General features: G+C 62.7%; 14 protein-coding genes. 5 read left to right on the top strand and 9 right to left on the bottom strand.

Translation table 11 applies throughout. From position 1 onward, the window contains the following. Nucleotides 1–11 precede the first annotated feature (11 nt). Nucleotides 12–494 carry a chemotaxis protein CheW gene (locus tag BMZ23_RS08965; RefSeq protein WP_093475735.1) on the top strand — a complete coding sequence of 161 codons (483 nt, stop codon included), beginning with the start codon at nt 12–14 and terminating at the stop codon, nt 492–494. 2 nt (nt 495–496) lie between these two features. Here the strand turns inward: BMZ23_RS08965 and BMZ23_RS08960 are convergent, their stop codons facing one another. Then, entirely contained in the window at nt 497–1,816 is a 1,320-nt protein-coding gene (locus BMZ23_RS08960) for an ATP-binding protein (RefSeq protein ID WP_245748168.1), read from the bottom strand. After that, nucleotides 1,813–2,535: an osmolarity response regulator transcription factor OmpR gene (ompR, locus tag BMZ23_RS08955; RefSeq protein ID WP_093475732.1), complete on the bottom strand. Its 723-nt coding sequence runs from the start codon at nt 2,533–2,535 to the stop codon at nt 1,813–1,815. The genes BMZ23_RS08960 and ompR overlap by 4 nt, the downstream gene beginning before the upstream one ends. Nucleotides 2,536–2,702: 167 nt before the next feature. Here ompR and BMZ23_RS08950 point away from each other — a divergent pair, with 167 nt between their 5' ends. Genes BMZ23_RS08950 through gshA form a run of 3 tightly spaced genes read left to right on the top strand, consistent with a single transcriptional unit; the run spans nt 2,703 to nt 7,087 of the window. Beyond that, nucleotides 2,703–5,039: a Tex family protein gene (locus BMZ23_RS08950; RefSeq protein WP_093475729.1), complete on the top strand. Its 2,337-nt coding sequence runs from the start codon at nt 2,703–2,705 to the stop codon at nt 5,037–5,039. Nucleotides 5,040–5,041: 2 nt separating this feature from the next. Beyond that, complete coding sequence (locus BMZ23_RS08945) at nt 5,042–5,443, top strand: PaaI family thioesterase (protein ID WP_093475726.1); 402 nt, start codon at nt 5,042–5,044, stop codon at nt 5,441–5,443. 51 nt (nt 5,444–5,494) lie between these two features. Beyond that, nucleotides 5,495–7,087 carry a glutamate--cysteine ligase gene (gene gshA, locus BMZ23_RS08940; protein WP_093475723.1) on the top strand — a complete coding sequence of 531 codons (1,593 nt, stop codon included), beginning with the start codon at nt 5,495–5,497 and terminating at the stop codon, nt 7,085–7,087. Here the strand turns inward: gshA and BMZ23_RS08935 are convergent. Continuing rightward, entirely contained in the window at nt 7,077–7,460 is a 384-nt protein-coding gene (locus tag BMZ23_RS08935; protein WP_093475720.1) for a flagellar basal body-associated FliL family protein, read from the bottom strand. The genes gshA and BMZ23_RS08935 overlap by 11 nt on opposite strands. A gap of 142 nt (nt 7,461–7,602) precedes the next feature. On the opposite strand from BMZ23_RS08935, the gene BMZ23_RS08930 reads away from it, so the two are divergent. Next, on the top strand, nt 7,603–8,580 hold the full coding sequence (locus BMZ23_RS08930; protein ID WP_093475717.1) for an NADPH:quinone oxidoreductase family protein: 978 nt from the start codon (nt 7,603–7,605) through the stop codon (nt 8,578–8,580). A 198-nt stretch (nt 8,581–8,778) separates the two neighbouring features. On the opposite strand, the gene metE is transcribed toward BMZ23_RS08930, so the two are convergent. The 6 genes from metE to glnA all read right to left on the bottom strand — a co-directional run bounded on the left by metE (nt 8,779) and on the right by glnA (nt 16,769). Beyond that, nucleotides 8,779–11,076 carry a 5-methyltetrahydropteroyltriglutamate--homocysteine S-methyltransferase gene (metE, locus tag BMZ23_RS08925; protein ID WP_093475714.1) on the bottom strand — a complete coding sequence of 766 codons (2,298 nt, stop codon included), beginning with the start codon at nt 11,074–11,076 and terminating at the stop codon, nt 8,779–8,781. A gap of 161 nt (nt 11,077–11,237) precedes the next feature. Continuing rightward, complete coding sequence (gene trmL, locus BMZ23_RS08920) at nt 11,238–11,702, bottom strand: tRNA (uridine(34)/cytosine(34)/5-carboxymethylaminomethyluridine(34)-2'-O)-methyltransferase TrmL (RefSeq protein WP_093475711.1); 465 nt, start codon at nt 11,700–11,702, stop codon at nt 11,238–11,240. A gap of 167 nt (nt 11,703–11,869) precedes the next feature. Then, nucleotides 11,870–13,306: a nitrogen regulation protein NR(I) gene (gene ntrC / locus BMZ23_RS08915; protein ID WP_093475708.1), complete on the bottom strand. Its 1,437-nt coding sequence runs from the start codon at nt 13,304–13,306 to the stop codon at nt 11,870–11,872. Next, entirely contained in the window at nt 13,293–14,390 is a 1,098-nt protein-coding gene (gene glnL / locus BMZ23_RS08910) for a nitrogen regulation protein NR(II) (RefSeq protein WP_093475705.1), read from the bottom strand. Before glnL ends, ntrC begins: the two co-directional genes overlap by 14 nt. Nucleotides 14,391–14,654: 264 nt before the next feature. Next, the gene (locus tag BMZ23_RS08905) at nt 14,655–15,230 is read right to left on the bottom strand and encodes a DUF4124 domain-containing protein (protein ID WP_093475702.1); all 576 of its coding nucleotides are present in this window, start codon (nt 15,228–15,230) and stop codon (nt 14,655–14,657) included. A gap of 135 nt (nt 15,231–15,365) precedes the next feature. After that, nucleotides 15,366–16,769, bottom strand: coding sequence for a glutamate--ammonia ligase (gene glnA / locus BMZ23_RS08900; RefSeq protein ID WP_093475913.1), 1,404 nt, complete (start codon nt 16,767–16,769; stop codon nt 15,366–15,368). Between the last annotated feature and the right edge of the window lie 62 nt (nt 16,770–16,831).

Genomic DNA, 16,831 nt, shown 5'->3' with positions numbered 1-16,831 from the left:
GAAAATGTCGAATGTCATCTGATGCCCAGGAAACGCTTAACAGCCTGATCATTCCACTGAATGACGAGACGCTGTTGCTGCCCAACGTGGCTGTGGCCGAGCTGGTAGGCTACCGGATCACCCGGCCGGCACCGCCAGGTGCGCCACAATGGTTTCTCGGCTGGAGCCTGTGGCGTGAGCAGCAGGTGCCGATGGTCGATTTTGAGGCCATGCAGGGGCAGCCGCTACAGGCCCCTGAGGGTATCCCCCGCGGCCTGGTGTTGAATGCCCTGGGCGGGCGTCCGGGTATCAGCTTTATCGGTCTGCGCGTGGGTGGTATTCCGCGTTCGCGCAGGGTGCAACGTGGCGAGCTGTCGGCTCATGGCGAGGCGTCGGTGCTGAGTGTGCAGTCGGTACGGCTGGCGGATGATGCACTGGATATGCTGATTCCCGACCTGCCGGCCATCGAGCAGCTGCTTGACGAGCACCAGTTGCTGCGTCCACCGGCCGCCTGAATTCAGGAGAAGCTATCCTGGGGTAGCGGAAAGTTGACCCGTGCTTCCATGCCGCCACCCTCGCGGTTCAGTAGTTGCACAGTGGCGCCGTGGCTGTCAGCGATGCGCTTGACGATCGCCAGACCCAGGCCGGTGCCCTTGGTCGAGCGCGCCCGGTCACCGCGGATGAAAGGCACGAACAAGGAGTCAACATCGGTCGGATCGATACCCGGCCCGCGATCCAGCACCGAAATCACCAGATAGGGTTGCGCCGCATTGCGCGTCACCGCGCTGATCACTTCCACGCCGCAGCCGGCGTGGCGCACCGCGTTTTCCACCAGATTGGCCAGCAGCCGTTTGACCGACAGTCGACGGAAGCTGAATAGCGGTACCGGCTCAAGGCACAGACGCACGCATTCGCCGGTGCCGTTGTGCGGCGCAGCCACTTCACGCAATACCTCATTGATGTCTGCCAGTTCGCTGGGCTCGTCGTTGCCATCGCGGATATAGGCCATAAACTGGTCGAGGATCTCGTCCATATCCTCGATATCACGGATCATGCCCTCGGTCAGTTCGGGTTCCGCAGACGACAGCAGCTCGGTGGACAGGCGCATGCGTGTCAAGGGTGTCCGCAGGTCGTGGGACACGCCGGCCAGCAGCAGGGAGCGGTCGCGGCTGGCCTGCTCTACATCTGCCGACATCTGGTTGAAGGCGCGGTACACCTCGGCAATCTCGGCCGGGCAACCGGTATCCAGCAGACGCACACTGTGCCCCTGGCCGATACGCCGGGCAGCACTTTCCAGCACTTTCAGCGGATGGTTGAGCTGGCGTACGAAGATCCAGGCAGCAGCGGTCGACAGCATGCCGATCAGCAGTAACCAGGTAATCACCATCCAGATCCGCTGGCCGCGCAGCGGATGGGTGTACATGGGGACCTTTAACCAATACTCGCCATAGCCGGGCTGATGTATCCACAGTGCCGGCTTGTCCTGGATGCGCACGCGAACGCGGGTGCGATCACCCAGTTCGTCACGCAACTGGTTGATGAAAATGCCTGTGTAGGGCCAGTGCACCTCGCCACGTGGCAAAACGTCCTGGTGAATCAGCTGCAGCCCGGTCAATTGCTCGATGTCGGCACGCGCCGGCAGATCGCTGGCCCAGTAGGCACGCACCAGCATGGCGGTGCCGTGGCTGTACTGCCGGTCGACCAGCAGATCCTCGTTGCTCAGCAGGTACAGCATGGTCAGCACCTTGGAGAACAGGGTGACCAGCAATACCAGCAGCAGGGTTCTGGCAAAAAAACTGCGTGGCAGCAACGGATGCCAACCGGGCCCGCCCTTCACGCCGACTTGCCGTCCGGCACGAACACGTAACCAACACCCCAGACGGTCTGGATATAGCGCGGCTTTGACGGATCGGGTTCGAGCATGCGACGTAGCCGGGAAATCTGTACGTCAATCGAGCGCTCCAGAGCATCCCACTCGCGGCCACGTGCCAGCTGCATCAACTTGTCACGCGTCAGTGGCTCACGCGAATGCTGCACCAGTGCCTTGAGCACGGCAAACTCCCCGGTGGTCAGCATGTGTACCTCGTTGCCGCGTACCAGTTCGCGAGTACCCAGATTCAACACGAATTCGCCGAACGCCACGCTGTCATCATCACTGCTCGGTGCACCCGGCACCTGCGGCGCCTGTCGGCGCAGCACGGCCTTGATACGGGCTACCAGCTCACGCGGATTGAACGGCTTGGGCAGATAGTCATCGGCACCCATTTCCAGGCCCTGGATGCGGCTGCCTTCGTCACCCTTGGCGGTGAGCATGATGATCGGTGTTTCGTTGCCCTGATCACGCAGGCGCTTGCAGGCGCTCAGGCCATCTTCGCCCGGTAGCATCAGGTCCAGCACTATCAGTGAGTAGAGTTCACGGGACAGTAAACGATCCATTTGCTCGGTGTTTTCCACCGCGCGAACCCGGTAACCCTGCTCGCTGAGAAAACGCTCCAGCAAACGACGCAGGCGCGCGTCATCATCGACAATCAGAATTTTTTCGCCTTCAGTGCTCATGGTTGTCTACCTGCAGTGAGATGTAGCTATTGTCGCCGAAGCCTGTCCGAAGGGCTGTCCGGCGCTGTTACAAGAGGTTTCCCGGTGATTGCCGAGGTTGCACAATCCGGCGGTTCGAGTCGGTTATACTGCGCCGCCTGTAACAAGTCACGTGGAAGCCGAGTCTGATGCAAAGCATAGCCGCACGTATCGCCAGTGAACTGGCGGTGCGCCCCGAACAGGTGAATGCCACCGTAGCCCTGCTGGACGAAGGTGCCAGCGTGCCCTTCATCGCCCGCTACCGCAAGGAAGTCACCGGCAGTCTGGATGATACTCAGCTGCGCTACCTGGAAGAGCGGCTGCGCTACCTGCGCGAACTGGAAGACCGGCGAGGCAGCATCCTCAACAGTATTGCCGAACAGGGCAAGCTGAGCCCGGATCTGGAGCGCGACATCCGCGCCGCCGAGACCAAGACCCGCCTGGAAGACCTCTACCTGCCGTACAAGCCGAAGCGCCGCACCAAGGGGCAGATTGCCCTGGAGGCCGGTCTTGGCCCATTGGCCGATCAGCTGTATGGCGATCCGACCCTCGACCCTGAGCAACTGGCCGCCGGCTTTGTTGATGCCGACAAGGGCGTGGCCGATATCAAGGCCGCACTTGACGGCGCCAAGTACATCCTGATGGAGCGCTTTAGTGAGGATGCCAACCTGCTGGAGCGGCTGCGCCAGACCCTGAAACAGGATGGTCGGGTGGTATCGCGGCTGGTGCCCGGCAAGGAGACCGAGGGCGCCAAGTTCCGTGACTATTTCGAATACGATGAACCCCTGTCGAAGGTGCCCTCGCACCGCGCCCTGGCCATTCTGCGCGGGCGCAACGAAGGGGTGCTGAGCATCAGTCTGGCGTTGGGCGAGGGTGAGCAGGCGGCCGGCACCAGTCACCCCTGCGAAGGCCTGATTGCCGAGGCAGTCGGCATCAGCCAGCAAGGCCGCGCCGCGGACCGCTGGCTGGGCGAGGTGGTGCGCTGGACCTGGCGGGTCAAGCTGCTTGGCCAGCTGGAAACCGAGCTGCTTGGCGACTTGCGCGAAGCCGCCGAGGATGAGGCAATCCGGGTGTTTGCCAGCAATCTCAAGGACCTGCTGCTGGCCGCCCCGGCCGGCCCGCGGATTACCCTGGGGCTGGATCCGGGGTTGCGCACCGGGGTCAAGCTGGTGGTGGTGGATGCCACCGGCAAGCTGCTCGACAGCGCCACGCTGTTCCCGCATGCCCCGCGCAACCAGTGGGACCAGTCGCTGGCACAGCTGGCCAGCCTGTGCCGCAAGCACCGGGTCGGCTTGATCGCTATCGGTAACGGAACCGCCTCGCGTGAGACCGACAAACTGGCCGCCGACCTGCTGCGCCAATGCCCGGACCTGCAGCTGACCAAGGTGGTGGTTTCCGAAGCCGGTGCTTCGGTGTATTCCGCCTCCGAGCTGGCAGCCCGCGAGTTTCCCGATCTGGATGTGACCTACCGCGGTGCGGTGTCGATTGCCCGGCGCCTGCAGGATCCGCTGGCGGAACTGGTGAAGATTGAGCCGAAATCCATCGGCGTCGGCCAGTACCAGCACGATGTGTCGCAGCTGAAGCTGGCGCGCAGTCTGGATGCGGTGGTCGAGGACTGTGTGAACGCCGTCGGCGTTGACCTGAACACCGCCTCGGTGCCGCTGCTGACCCGGGTCTCCGGCCTGAATCCGGGCATCGCCCAGAACATCGTCGATTACCGCAACCAGCATGGCGCCTTCCGCAGCCGCCGCGACCTGCTTAAGGTCAGCCGGCTGGGCGAGAAGACCTTTGAGCAGGCTGCCGGCTTCCTGCGCGTGATGAATGGTGACAACCCGCTGGATGCTTCGGCGGTGCACCCCGAGGCTTATCCGCTGGTCGAGCGCATCGCCGTCGACACCGGGCGCGACATCCGCAGCCTGATTGGCGATTCGGGCTTCCTGCGCAAGCTGGAGCCGGCGCGCTTCACCGATGAGCGCTTTGGTGTGCCGACCATCAGCGATATCCTGCGCGAGCTGGACAAGCCCGGTCGTGATCCGCGTCCGGAGTTCAAGGCCGCGACCTTCCAGGACGGCGTCGAGACCCTGGCGGATCTGAAGCCCGGCATGACCCTGGAAGGGGTGGTGACCAATGTCGCCAACTTTGGCGCCTTCGTCGATATCGGCGTGCATCAGGACGGGCTGGTGCACATTTCCATGCTCTCGCAGCAGTTCGTCAAGGATCCCCGCGAGGTGGTCAAGGCCGGTGATATCGTGCGGGTCAAGGTGCTTGAGGTGGATATTCCACGCCAGCGCATCAGCCTGAGCATGCGGCTGGATGCCGAGGTCAGCGCAGCCAGCGGCGCCGGGCGTGTCGGCAGTCCTGCGGGGGATTCCGCCAAAGCCCGGACAGCCGCGCGCCAGAGCGGCAAATCCGCTGGCAGCAGCACACCGCCCGGTGCTACCTTGGGCGCCCTGTTTGCCAATGCAAAGAATCTGAAGAAGCGCTGACCATGGTTGATCATCCCGCCCTCAAGGGCTTTGCCGAAAGCCGCATGAGTGATTTTACCCGTCTGGTCGGGCTGGAATTCCGGCATATCAGCCGGGGTGAATGCTTCCTGCATCTGGAGATCCAGCAGCAGCACTTCAATTCAACCGGCCGGGTGCATGGCGGGGTGGTATTCACCTTGCTCGACTCGGCCATGGGTGCTGCCGCCTTCAGTGTACTGGAGCCGCATGAGGTGACGGCCACCGTTGAGTGCAAGATCAACTACACTCGGGCGGTCACCGGTGGCGCCCTCGAGGGGCGAGGCAAGGTGGTGCATGCCGGTACCCGCACCGTGGTGGTGGACGGCGAGGTGTGGCAGGACGACCAGCTGGTGGCCAAGGCGCTGGGCACCTTTGCGCGAATCTGAGCGACCATTGAATAACCCCCGGCCTGCGGGCCTGATTCCGGAGTGACAGCCATGTCATCACTGAAAAAACGCCTGGCCTGGCTGGCCGATGCCGATCCGCAACTGCTGGGCCACAGCCGCCACGGCATCGAGCGCGAGTGCCTGCGCATCGATACCAGCGCGCAGCTGGCACAAACCCCGCACCCACAGGCGCTGGGCTCGGCGCTGACCCACCCGAGCATCACTACCGACTATTCCGAGGCGCTGCTGGAGCTGATTACTCCGGTCAGCGATTCGCAGGCTGAGCTGTTCAGCCAGCTCGAGCGCATCCACCGCTTTACCGTCAGTCAGCTGGGTGACGAGCGCCTGTGGAGCGCCTCCATGCCGTGTCAGCTACCGGCCGACGATACCGGTATTCCGATCGCCCGCTACGGCCGCTCGAATATCGGCCTGCTCAAGTACGTCTACCGGCGCGGCCTGGCGGTGCGCTACGGCAAGGCCATGCAGTGCATTGCCGGTATCCACTACAACTACTCACTGCCGCCGCAGCTGTGGTCGCTGCTGCGCGAGCACGAGGGCAGTGAGGGCAGTGCACAGGACTTCCAGTCCGAGCGCTATGTGGCACTGATCCGTAATTTCCGCCGCTACGCCTGGCTGCTGATGTACCTGTTCGGCGCCTCCCCGGCGGTCTGCCGGAGTTTTCTGCAGGGCCGCGAGCATGACCTGCAGGGACTGTCGGAAGACACCCTGTATCTGCCCTGGGCGACCAGCCTGCGCATGAGCGACCTGGGCTACAACAACAACGCTCAGGCCGGGCTGAATGTCTGTTACAACAGTCTGGATAACTACATCCGCAGCATGCGCGAAGCGATCAGCCAGCCCTACCCGCCCTATGCTGCCCTCGGCACCCACGATGCCGACGGCCAGTGGCAGCAGTTGAATACCAACCTGCTGCAAATCGAGAACGAGTTCTACAGTCCGATCCGCCCCAAGCGTGTGACCCAGAGCGGCGAGAAGCCGGTGCATGCACTGGCGGCACGCGGCGTGGAGTACATCGAAGTGCGTTGTATGGATATCGATCCTTTTCTGCCATTGGGTATCGATCCGTCCGCTGCGCGTTTCCTCGACAGTTTCCTGCTCTACTGCGCGCTGCAGGAGAGCCCGTTGCTGGAGAATGACGAGTGCGAGGAGGTGGCTGCCAACTTCGCCTGCACCGTGCGCATGGGGCGTCAGCCCGGCCTGCAATTGGGTTGCCAAGGGGAGCCGCGCGAGTTGCGTGAGTGGGGACTGGCGTTACTGGACGAAATTGGCGCCTGTGCTGCCCAGCTGGATAGGGTTGAAGGCGGCAGCGCGCACGCTGACAGTCTGGCTGAGGCCCGCGCACGCCTCGAAAACCCAGACCTGACACCCTCGGCGCGGGTATTGCAAGGTATTCGCGAGCATGGCGACAGCTTCGTCAGCTTCGCCCTGGCGCAATCCGAGTTGCATCGTGGCTGGTTCCTCGCGCACCCGCTGGAGCCGGCCGGACAGCAGGCCTTTGTCGCCGAGGCCGAGCAGTCAGTGCAGGCGCAGGCGGCCATCGAGGCGGCGGACACTGTCGATTTCGACAGCTTTGTCGCCGCCTACCTGGCCGATGCCGGGCAGGATGTACTGGCTACTGGGTGATCAGGTTGGTGAATAACAGGTCGTCGACCAGGGGTTGACCTTCCTCGCTTTCCAGTACGGCGCGCACCCGTTCCAGGGCAGTCGCGCGAAGCGCTTCCTTGCCTTCCAGCGAGTCCAGCGTTTCGCGGGTCTGCTGGCCGAACAGGCTGACCAGCTCGTTGCGGATCAGCGGGTCGTGGTACTGCACTCGTGCCAGCGCTGCCGGATCATTGATGCGCAGTGCCACATCGGCTTTCAGGTACTGGATGCGCGCGCCACTTCCAGCCAGCACGCCAACAAAGGCCGGAGACAGTTCGTGGTATTGCGGCGCAGTCTGCGCCAGCGCCGGCGTGCTTAACAGGCTGCCCAGCAGCAATACGGTAATCAAACGCATGGGTTCGGCTCCTTGAAATTGCATCAAGCATAGCGAAGCTGTACTGCCAGCTCCAGCAATGACAGCCAATCAGCCTCTGCTATGGTTGTTGACGCCTGTGTCCGGCACTGGCTAGATGAAATAAAAACCCAAGGGAGCCACCATGAAAGCCGTACTCTGCAAAGCCTATGGACCTGCCAGTAGTCTGGTTCTGGAAGAAACCACTGATCCGGTTGCGAAGAAAAACGATGTAATCATCGACATCCATGCCGCCGGCGTGAATTTCCCCGACACCCTGATCATCGAAGGCAAGTACCAGGTCAAACCGCCGTTCCCGTTCTCCCCGGGTGGCGAGGCAGCCGGTGTGGTCAGCGCCGTGGGTGAAAACGTCAAGCACCTCAAGCCGGGTGACCGGGTGATGGCGCTCACCGGCTTCGGCAGCTTTGCCGAAAAGGTCGCCGCCGACGCAGGTCGCGTGCTGCCGATGCCCGACGACATGGACTACGTCACTGCCGCCGGTTTCAGCATGACCTACGGCACCTCGATGCACGCACTCAAGCAGCGTGCCAACCTGCAGCCGGGTGAGACCCTGCTGGTACTGGGTGCCTCCGGTGGTGTGGGCCTGGCTGCCGTGGAAATCGGCAAGGCCATGGGCGCGCGGGTGATTGCCGCAGCCTCCAGTGACGACAAGCTGGAAATTGCCCGCCAGGCTGGCGCTGACGAGCTGATCAATTACGCCGATGGCGAGCTGAAGGAAAAGGTCAAGGCGCTGACCAAGGGCCAGGGCGCTGATGTTATCTATGATCCGGTGGGTGGCGATCTGTTTGACCAGTCGCTGCGCTGCATCAACTGGAATGGCCGTCTGCTGGTGGTCGGTTTTGCCAGTGGCCGCATCCCGGAAATGCCGGCCAACCTGCCGCTGCTCAAGGGCGCCGCCGTGGTTGGCGTATTCTGGGGCGCCTTTGCCGCGCGCCAGCCGCAGGACAACCTGGCCAACTTCCAGCAGCTGTTCGCCTGGCACACCGAAGGCAAGCTCAAGCCGCTGGTCTCGCAGACCTATGAGCTGAACCAGTACGAAGACGCGCTGGCCATGCTCACCTCGCGCAAGGCTGTTGGCAAGGTCGTGATCAAGACCCGCTGAGTTGCTTTGTGCAGTCAGTCCCGCGTTGCACGGGGCTGACTGCTACTTGGATTGGCGCCCTGGATTCCCGCCTTCGCGGGAATGACGGTGAGTTGTGCAGACACACTGGCTGGTCATACTTGTGCATGTGGAATCCAGTCAGTCACCCCTCCCTTTACCCCGTCATTCCCGCGAAGGCGGGAATCCAGAGCGTGCAGCTCATTCCTGAACCAGTTCCCCGCGCAGCTGCCGGGTCGCTTCCAGCATATTGCCCAGCGCCGCACGGGTTTCCTCCCAGCCGCGGGTTTTCAGGCCGCAATCCGGATTCACCCACAGCCGCTCCGGGGCAATGCGCTCAGCCGCCTTGCGCAGCAGCCTGAGCATATCTTCCACCGCGGGTACCCGTGGCGAGTGGATGTCATACACCCCGGGCCCGATCTCGTTGGGGTAGTCGAAGCGCTCGAAGGCTTGCAGCAGCTCCATGTCCGAGCGTGAGGTCTCGATGGTGATCACATCGGCATCCATTGCCGCGATCGACTCGATTACATCATTGAACTCGCTGTAGCACATGTGGGTATGGATCTGCGTCTCGTCACGCACCCCGCTGGCAGTCAGGCGGAAGGCCTCGGTGGCCCAGTCCAGGTAAGCCTGCCATCCAGCCCGACGCAGCGGCAGGCCTTCGCGGAAAGCCGCCTCATCGATCTGGATAATGCCGATACCCGCTGCTTCCAGATCCACCACTTCGTCGCGAATCGCCAGCGCCAGTTGCCGTGCCTGCTGCTCGCGGGGGATATCATCGCGGCTGAATGACCACATCAGCATGGTCACTGGCCCGGTCAGCATGCCCTTCATCGGTTTGTCGGTGCAGCTCTGGGCAAAGCGGATCCAGTCCAGGGTCATCGGTTGTGGCCGGCTCAGGTCGCCATAGATGATCGCCGGTTTGACGCAGCGCGAGCCGTAACTCTGCACCCAGCCATAACGGGTGAAGGCATAGCCATCCAGCTGTTCGGCAAAGTACTCGACCATGTCGTTGCGTTCGGCCTCGCCATGCACCAGCACATCCAGTCCCAGTTGTTCCTGCACGGCCACCGCGTGACGGATTTCGCTGTGCATTGCTTCGGTGTACTCGGCGGCCGAGATCCTGCCGGCCTTGAACGCCTGACGGGCCAGACGGATCGCCGGCGTCTGCGGGAAGGAGCCGATGGTGGTGGTCGGCAGCGGCGGCAGATCCAGCCGGGCGCGCTGCTGTGCGCTGCGCATGGCAAACGGCGACTGTCGCCGGCTGTCGGCTGGGGTGATGGCCGCCAGTCGCGCCTGTACCTGCGGCTTGTGAATGCGTGGTGATGCCGCACGACTGGCCTGCAGTGCGCGGTTCTGCGCCAGTGCCGACTGCACCTCGGGGCATTCAGGCTGGCGCAGGGCGCGTGCCAGCAGCGCCACTTCCTCGCATTTCTGCACGGCAAAGGCCAGCCAGCTTTTCAGTTCGTCGTCTAGTTGATCCTCGCGTTGCAGGTCAACCGGGCAATGCAGCAGCGAGCAACTGGGGGCCAGCCACAGGCGTGGGCCAAGGCGCTCCTCGGCCTGCTGCAGCACAGTCAGTGCCTGCTGCAGGTCGGTACGCCAGACGTTGCGACCATTCACCAGACCGAGCGACAGCACCTTGTAGGCCGGCAGGCGGTCGAGAATTGCCGGGAACTGCTCCGGTGCGCGTACCAAGTCAATATGCAGGCCATCCACCGGCAAGCCGGCGGCCAGCCCGAGATTCTCCTCAAGACCGGCAAAGTAGCTGGCCACCAGCTTCTTGCAGGGCTCCTTCTGCAGCAGGTTGTAGGCCCGCTCAAAGGCATTCTTCCAGTCCTGTGGCAGGTCGAGCGACAGGATCGGCTCGTCGATCTGCACCCACTCAACGTTCTGCTCCGCCAGCCGTTGCAGTATCTCGCCATACACCGGCAGCAGGCGTTCCAGCAGCGCCAGGCGGTTGAAGGGGCTGCCCTTTTCCTTGCCCAGCCAGAGATAGCTCAGCGGGCCGATCAGCACCGGTTTGACCCGATAACCCAGGGCCTGGGCTTCGGTCACTTCATCGAACAGTTGCTCCCAGTTAAGGGCAAACTGCTGGTCGGCGCTGAATTCGGGGACCAGATAGTGGTAATTGGTATCGAACCACTTGGTCATTTCCTCGGCATGCGCGCCGCCACAGCAACCGCTCTGGCTGACACCACGGGCCATGCCGAACAGGGTGTCCAGATCCGGCGTTCCGGCGTGCCGCTGGAAACGTTCGGGGATGACGCCAAAGGTCAGCGAGTGGGTCAGAACCTGGTCATACCAGGCAAAATCACCCACTGGCAGCAGTTCGATGCCGGCCTGCTGCTGCAGGTGCCAGTGCTCGGCACGCAGCCGGCGGCCGACCTCAAGCAGCGCGGCCTGGTCAATATCGCCTTTCCAGTAGGCTTCCAGTGCTTTTTTCAGTTCACGGTCCCGGCCAATCCGGGGAAATCCGAGGTTGTGTGTCAGTGCCATCGCGGCAGTCTCCCTGTTGAATACGGGGGACATTGTTGGGGTGAGACTGGCTATGAGTAAAACTGATGTTTTTCTTGTTGTTGTTCGATTTCATTCATGTTTGTTGCTGCCCGTCTGTGCCGGAGTCCGGTCAGGGCCAGTGGGTAATGCCTTGCGGGCCGTTACTGCGCACCGGCAAAACCCTGCTGGCGCCAGGCTTCGTAGACCAGCACCGCGGCGCTATTGGACAGGTTCAGGCTGCGGCTGTCCGGCTGCATGGGAATCCGCAGCACCTGTTCTGGCGGCAGCGACTCGCGGATATCAACCGGCAATCCGCGACTTTCCGGGCCGAACAGAAACAGGTCGCCGGGCCGATACTCAACCTCGCTGAACCAGCGGGTGCCCTTGGTGCTCAGGGCGAACACCCGCTGCGGCTGCACGCTGTCCAGACAGCTCTGCAGGTTGGCGTGGACTTTCAGTGCGGCAAACTCGTGGTAATCCAGCCCGGCCCGGCGCAGGCGCTTGTCATCCAGCTCGAAGCCCAACGGCTGGATCAGGTGCAACTGGCTGCCGGTATTGGCACACAGCCGGATGATATTGCCGGTATTCGGTGGAATTTCCGGTTCAAGCAGGGCGATATGGAACATGCGACGGCTTCCTGATGGCAGGTCGGCAGTCTAGCCGGGCGGACCGGCATTATTGAAGCCTGTCTTGCAGATGGTTGCTGCCCGGTGCCCCTGCAGCTGTAACCAACTCACACACGCAATGTCATCGCGAAGGCCGTCAGGCCTGTGGCGATCCATGCACGGTCAGTTCAGCCCACATCTGCCTCGTCATCTTCACCGCCATCCACATTCATGCCCAGCTCCTTGATCTTGCGCGTCAGCGTGTTGCGGCCCCAACCGAGCAGCTCGGCGGCATCACGACGGCGGCCGGCGGTGTGGCGCAGGGCGGTTTCGATCATGATTCGTTCGAACGCCGGCACTGCGGTATCCAGCAGGTTGTGCGCGCCGCGTGCCAACGCCTGCTCGGCCCAGACCCGCAGGCTCTGTTCCCAGTGACCGTTGACGTTGTTTTCCTGGGGCTGGTTCAGCAGTTCCGGCGGCAGGTCGTCGATCAGCACCTCGCGCCCGGACGCCATCACGGTAATCCAGCGGCAGGTGTTCTCCAGCTGGCGCACGTTGCCTGGCCACGGCAGGTTGCTGATGAACTCCTGGGTCTGCGGCTTGAGAATCTTTGGCTCCACCGTCAGTTCCAGCGCCGCGCGGGCAAGGAAATGCTGGGCCAGTGCCGGAATGTCCTCGCGGCGATCGGCCAGTCGCGGGATGTGGATGCGGATGACGTTAAGCCGGTGGAACAGGTCCTCGCGGAACTTGCCGGCCTGCACCAGGCCCTCGAGGTTCTGGTGGGTGGCAGCGATGATGCGCACGTCCACCTTGATCGGCGTATGGCCGCCGACCCGGTAGAACTCCCCATCGGCCAGCACCCGTAGCAGGCGGGTCTGGGTCTCGGCCGGCATGTCACCGATCTCGTCGAGGAACAGGGTGCCGCCATCGGCCTGCTCGAAACGGCCACGGCGCTGGGTCGCGGCACCGGTAAAGGCACCCTTCTCGTGACCGAACAGTTCGGATTCCATCAGGTCCTTGGGGATCGCCGCCATGTTCAGCGCAATGAACGGATTGCGCGCACGCGGGCTGTGGCGGTGCAGGGCCTGCGCTACCAGCTCCTTGCCGGTCCCCGATTCGCCGTTGATCAGTACCGTGATATTCGAGTTGGACAGCCGGCCAATGGCGCGGAACACCTCCTGCATCGCCGGTGCCTCGCCGATGATCTCCGGGGTGCGCGCCAATGTCGGCTCGCTCTCCTGTGCGGCCTGCTCGCGGCTGTGCGCCAGCGCGCGACGTACCAGTGCCACCGCCTCGTCGACATCGAACGGCTTGGGCAGGTATTCGAAGGCACCGCCCTGGTAGGAGGCCACCGCACTGTCCAGATCCGAATGCGCGGTCATGATGATTACCGGCAGCCGAGGGAACTGCTCGCGCACCCGGCTGAGCAACTCCAGCCCGCTGCTGCCGGGCATGCGGATATCGCTGATCAGTACATCCGGGCGCTGCTGCTGCAGGCGGCTGAGAGCCTTGTCGGCGCTGTCAAAGCACTCTGGCTGCAGGCCTTCCTGTTGCAGGGCTTTTTCCAGTACCCAGCGGATGGAGCGGTCGTCATCAACGATCCAGACATTGTCAGCGTGCGTCATTCGGCGTCTCTCCTGAAGCGGGTTCCAGCGGCAGAAACAGGGTGAACTGGGTCAGCCCGGGCTGACTCTCGCATTCGATCAGTCCCTGGTGCTGGCTGATGATGTTCTGGGTAATGGCCAGCCCCAGACCGGTGCCATCGGCTCGGCCACTGACCATCGGGTAAAAAATGCTGTCGAGCATGTCGGCCGGAATGCCCGGGCCGTTGTCGATGATCTGCAGGCGGCAGACCAGCCGGTGGCGATGCTGGCCGATGGTGAACTGGCGCAGGGTGCGGGTGCGCAGGGTAATGCGCCCGTGCTCCAGGCTGCCGGCACCGGCAATTGCCTGCATCGCGTTGCGTACGATATTGAGCACCGCCTGGATCAGCTGTTCGCTGTCGCCGAGCAGGTCCGGGATGCTCGGATCGTAATCGCGCTGCAGCTTCAGCTGGCCCTGGGTTTCCGCCTCGATCAGGCTGCAGACCCGTTCGGTGATCTGGTGGATATTGATCGGCTTGAGCTGTGGTGGGCGGTACGGGCCGAGCATGCTGTCGACCAGGCTGCGCAACCGGTCGGCCTCGGCGATGATCACGTCGGTGTAGTCACGCAGACCGGTTTCCGGCAGTTCGCGTGCCAGCAGCTGGGCTGCACCACGAATGCCACCCAGCGGGTTCTTGATTTCGTGGGCCAGGCCGCGCACCAGGGTGCGGGTGACTTCCTGTTTGGACATCTGCGCTTCTTCGCGGGTAATGCGTAGCAGGCGGTCACGCAGGTGCATTTCCAGCAACAGCCAGTTGTGTCCTCCGGTGACTATCGGCGTCACCGAATAGTCGACCATCAGGCTCTGGCCGTTACCCAGCTGCAATTGGGCTTCACGTTTGGTGAAGGGGTGCGCATTGCTGGCAGCGTTCTCCAGTGAGTCATGCGCCAGTGCGGTGTCGTGGAACAGGCCATCGACGTGCTGGTGCAGCACCCGCTGGCCGCTGACAGCCAGCAGCATTTCGGCTGCCGGATTGATGTAGCTGACCTTCAGCTGGTCATCCAGCAGCAGCACGGCAGTGGTCTGATTATCCAGTATCTGGCGAAGAAATCGGTCTGGCAGCATGTTCGGTTCCTCTGTTGCGCACTATCAATGCAAAATCCGAACCAGCTAACCGGGTGCTTGCCGGCAGGCTGCCTGATACCGGCAGTTTCACGCCAGCCTGCGCCACAGAAGGGCTCCGGAACGGTTTGCGCGCGCGTTATCGGCGACGTCCCGATTATTCAGAGCGTCGTTTGCGAGAGGAGTATGCACCATTGTGGTGCAATGCAGGGTTTTGGTGCACAGCTGATGCCCTGCAGCGGCGCAGTCTGTGGTGGGGCGGGCGTGTCAGGGTCTGGGGCGGGTGACTGGTGGTACCTGTCCGGCGCGTCCGGGCTGCAGTGCCGACGTGCGCTGCAGGTGCACGGTAACCGGTGCGCTGCGCTGGACCTCGTCACCTTGCGCGCTCACCACCACCACGCTGAACTGGTGGGAACCCCGGTCAATATTGTTCAGCTGAAAGCTGGCCGTGCTCTGCAGGTTGCCGGGTACGGGCACACCGACCCGCTGACCGTCCATTTCCAGCCGTAGAAGGTGGCCGCGACCCAGGGGCGGGTCGATACTGGCATTGATGGTCAATTGGCCTTCGTTATTGCGCACGGCTTCATCGTGGGCAGGAGAGGTAATGCTCAAGGCCTGATAGGCCGGGCCGCTGTTTTGCGGCGTCTGGCTGCGTGTGCTGGCGGGCTGGGCCACGGGAGCCGGTGTGGACAACCGGTTGGGCGGTCGCACATCCACTTCCTGGGCGCCCTCACGGGGCTGGTCGGAAAATACCTTGTTGCCGCGTTCGTCGGTCCAGCTGTAGATCTGCGCATGGGCCAGCGGAGCCAGCAACAGCAGCAGTGGTATGAGTATCCGTTTCATGGCCGGGAGCTCCAGAGTTGACCGACCCAGACTGACACCGCTGGTGCGGTGCGGCAAGTCTTCTGCAAGCCTTTGCGGACGGACGATAAAAAAGGGCGCCCGAATGGACGCCCTCCGGTGTTGCTCCAGGCCTGGTCAGACGCTGTAGTACAGGTCGTATTCCAGCGGGTGAACGAAGGTGCGCACCTTGATTTCCTCGGCGGCCTTCAGCTCGATGAAGGCGTCGATGAAGGCGTCGGTGAACACGCCGCCCTTGGTCAGGAACTCGCGGTCCGCATCCAGGGCTTCCAGGGCTTCCTTCAGGCTGCCGCACACTTGCGGGATCAGCTTGGACTCTTCCGGCGGCAGGTCGTACAGGTTCTTGTCGGCCGGATCGCCAGGGTGAATCTTGTTCTGGATACCGTCCAGGCCTGCCATCAGCAGTGCTGCAAAGCACAGGTAGGGGTTGGCGGCCGGATCCGGGAAGCGTGCCTCGATGCGGCGGGCTTTCGGGCTGGAAACGTAGGGAATGCGGATCGACGCGGAACGGTTGCGTGCCGAGTAGGCCAGCATCACCGGCGCCTCGAAGCCCGGGACCAGACGCTTGTAGCTGTTGGTCGAGGGGTTGGTGAAGGCGTTCAGTGCCTTGCCGTGCTTGATGATGCCGCCGATGAAGTACAGTGCGGTATCCGACAGGCCGGAGTAGCCTTCGCCGGCGAAGGTGTTCTTGCCGTCCTTACTGATCGACATGTGCACGTGCATACCGGAACCGTTGTCACCGTACAGCGGCTTGGGCATAAAGGTGGCAGTCTTGCCATAGGCGTCGGCAACATTGTGTACGCAGTACTTCAGCGTTTGTACTTCGTCGGCCTTCTTCACCAGGGTGTTGAACAGCACGCCGATTTCGTTCTGGCCGGCGGTTGCCACTTCGTGGTGGTGGACTTCCACGGTCAGGCCCATTTCTTCCAGGGCGTTGCACATGGCTGTACGGATTTCGTGGTCGTGGTCGACCGGCGGCACCGGGAAGTAGCCGCCCTTGACGCCCGGACGGTGGCCCTTGTTGCCGCTTTCGAAGTCGGCATCGGTGTTCCAGGACGCCTGCTCGGAGAAAATCTTGAACATCGAGCCGGAGATGTCGGACTTGAACTTCACTTCGTCAAACACGAAGAATTCCGGTTCCGGGCCGACGAATACGGTGTCACCGATACCGGTGGACTTGAGGAACTCCTCGGCACGTCTGGCGATGCCGCGCGGGTCGCGCTCATAGCCCTGCATGGTGGTCGGTTCGATGATGTCGCAGACCAGGATGATGGTCGGCTCTTCAGTGAAGGGGTCGAGCACGGCGGTGCTGTCATCCGGCATCAGGATCATGTCGGAGGCCTCGATGCCTTTCCAGCCGGCAATGGAGGAGCCGTCGAACATCTTGCCGTCTTCGAAGAAGTCTTCGTTGACGTCGCGTGCGGGCATGGTCACATGCTGCTGCTTGCCCTTGGTGTCGGTGAAGCGCAGATCGACCCACTTCACGTCAAACTCTTTGATCAGTTCTATCGTCTTCGACATGGTTTCCTCCAATGGGAATCGGTTGACGGGCGTCTGCCCGGCGTCGTTCAAATCGAGCGGAC

This window comes from Halopseudomonas yangmingensis (assembly GCF_900114825.1).
GTDB classification, from domain to species: Bacteria; Pseudomonadota; Gammaproteobacteria; order Pseudomonadales; family Pseudomonadaceae; genus Halopseudomonas; species Halopseudomonas yangmingensis.
The sequence above is the reverse complement of the archived record's forward strand: the minus strand, read 5'-3'. Positions and strand labels throughout refer to the sequence as shown.

Excerpts from the sequence above, each read along its gene's own strand:
- BMZ23_RS08965 (WP_093475735.1), top strand. The coding sequence starts at position 12 with ATGTCATCTGATGCCCAGGAAACGCTTAACAGCCTGATCATTCCACTG.
- ompR (WP_093475732.1), bottom strand. The coding sequence starts at position 2,535 with ATGAGCACTGAAGGCGAAAAAATTCTGATTGTCGATGATGACGCGCGC.
- BMZ23_RS08950 (WP_093475729.1), top strand. The coding sequence starts at position 2,703 with ATGCAAAGCATAGCCGCACGTATCGCCAGTGAACTGGCGGTGCGCCCC.
- BMZ23_RS08945 (WP_093475726.1), top strand. The coding sequence starts at position 5,042 with ATGGTTGATCATCCCGCCCTCAAGGGCTTTGCCGAAAGCCGCATGAGT.
- gshA (WP_093475723.1), top strand. The coding sequence starts at position 5,495 with ATGTCATCACTGAAAAAACGCCTGGCCTGGCTGGCCGATGCCGATCCG.
- BMZ23_RS08935 (WP_093475720.1), bottom strand. The coding sequence starts at position 7,460 with ATGCGTTTGATTACCGTATTGCTGCTGGGCAGCCTGTTAAGCACGCCG.
- BMZ23_RS08930 (WP_093475717.1), top strand. The coding sequence starts at position 7,603 with ATGAAAGCCGTACTCTGCAAAGCCTATGGACCTGCCAGTAGTCTGGTT.
- metE (WP_093475714.1), bottom strand. The coding sequence starts at position 11,076 with ATGGCACTGACACACAACCTCGGATTTCCCCGGATTGGCCGGGACCGT.
- trmL (WP_093475711.1), bottom strand. The coding sequence starts at position 11,702 with ATGTTCCATATCGCCCTGCTTGAACCGGAAATTCCACCGAATACCGGC.
- ntrC (WP_093475708.1), bottom strand. The coding sequence starts at position 13,306 with ATGACGCACGCTGACAATGTCTGGATCGTTGATGACGACCGCTCCATC.
- glnL (WP_093475705.1), bottom strand. The coding sequence starts at position 14,390 with ATGCTGCCAGACCGATTTCTTCGCCAGATACTGGATAATCAGACCACT.
- BMZ23_RS08905 (WP_093475702.1), bottom strand. The coding sequence starts at position 15,230 with ATGAAACGGATACTCATACCACTGCTGCTGTTGCTGGCTCCGCTGGCC.
- glnA (WP_093475913.1), bottom strand. The coding sequence starts at position 16,769 with ATGTCGAAGACGATAGAACTGATCAAAGAGTTTGACGTGAAGTGGGTC.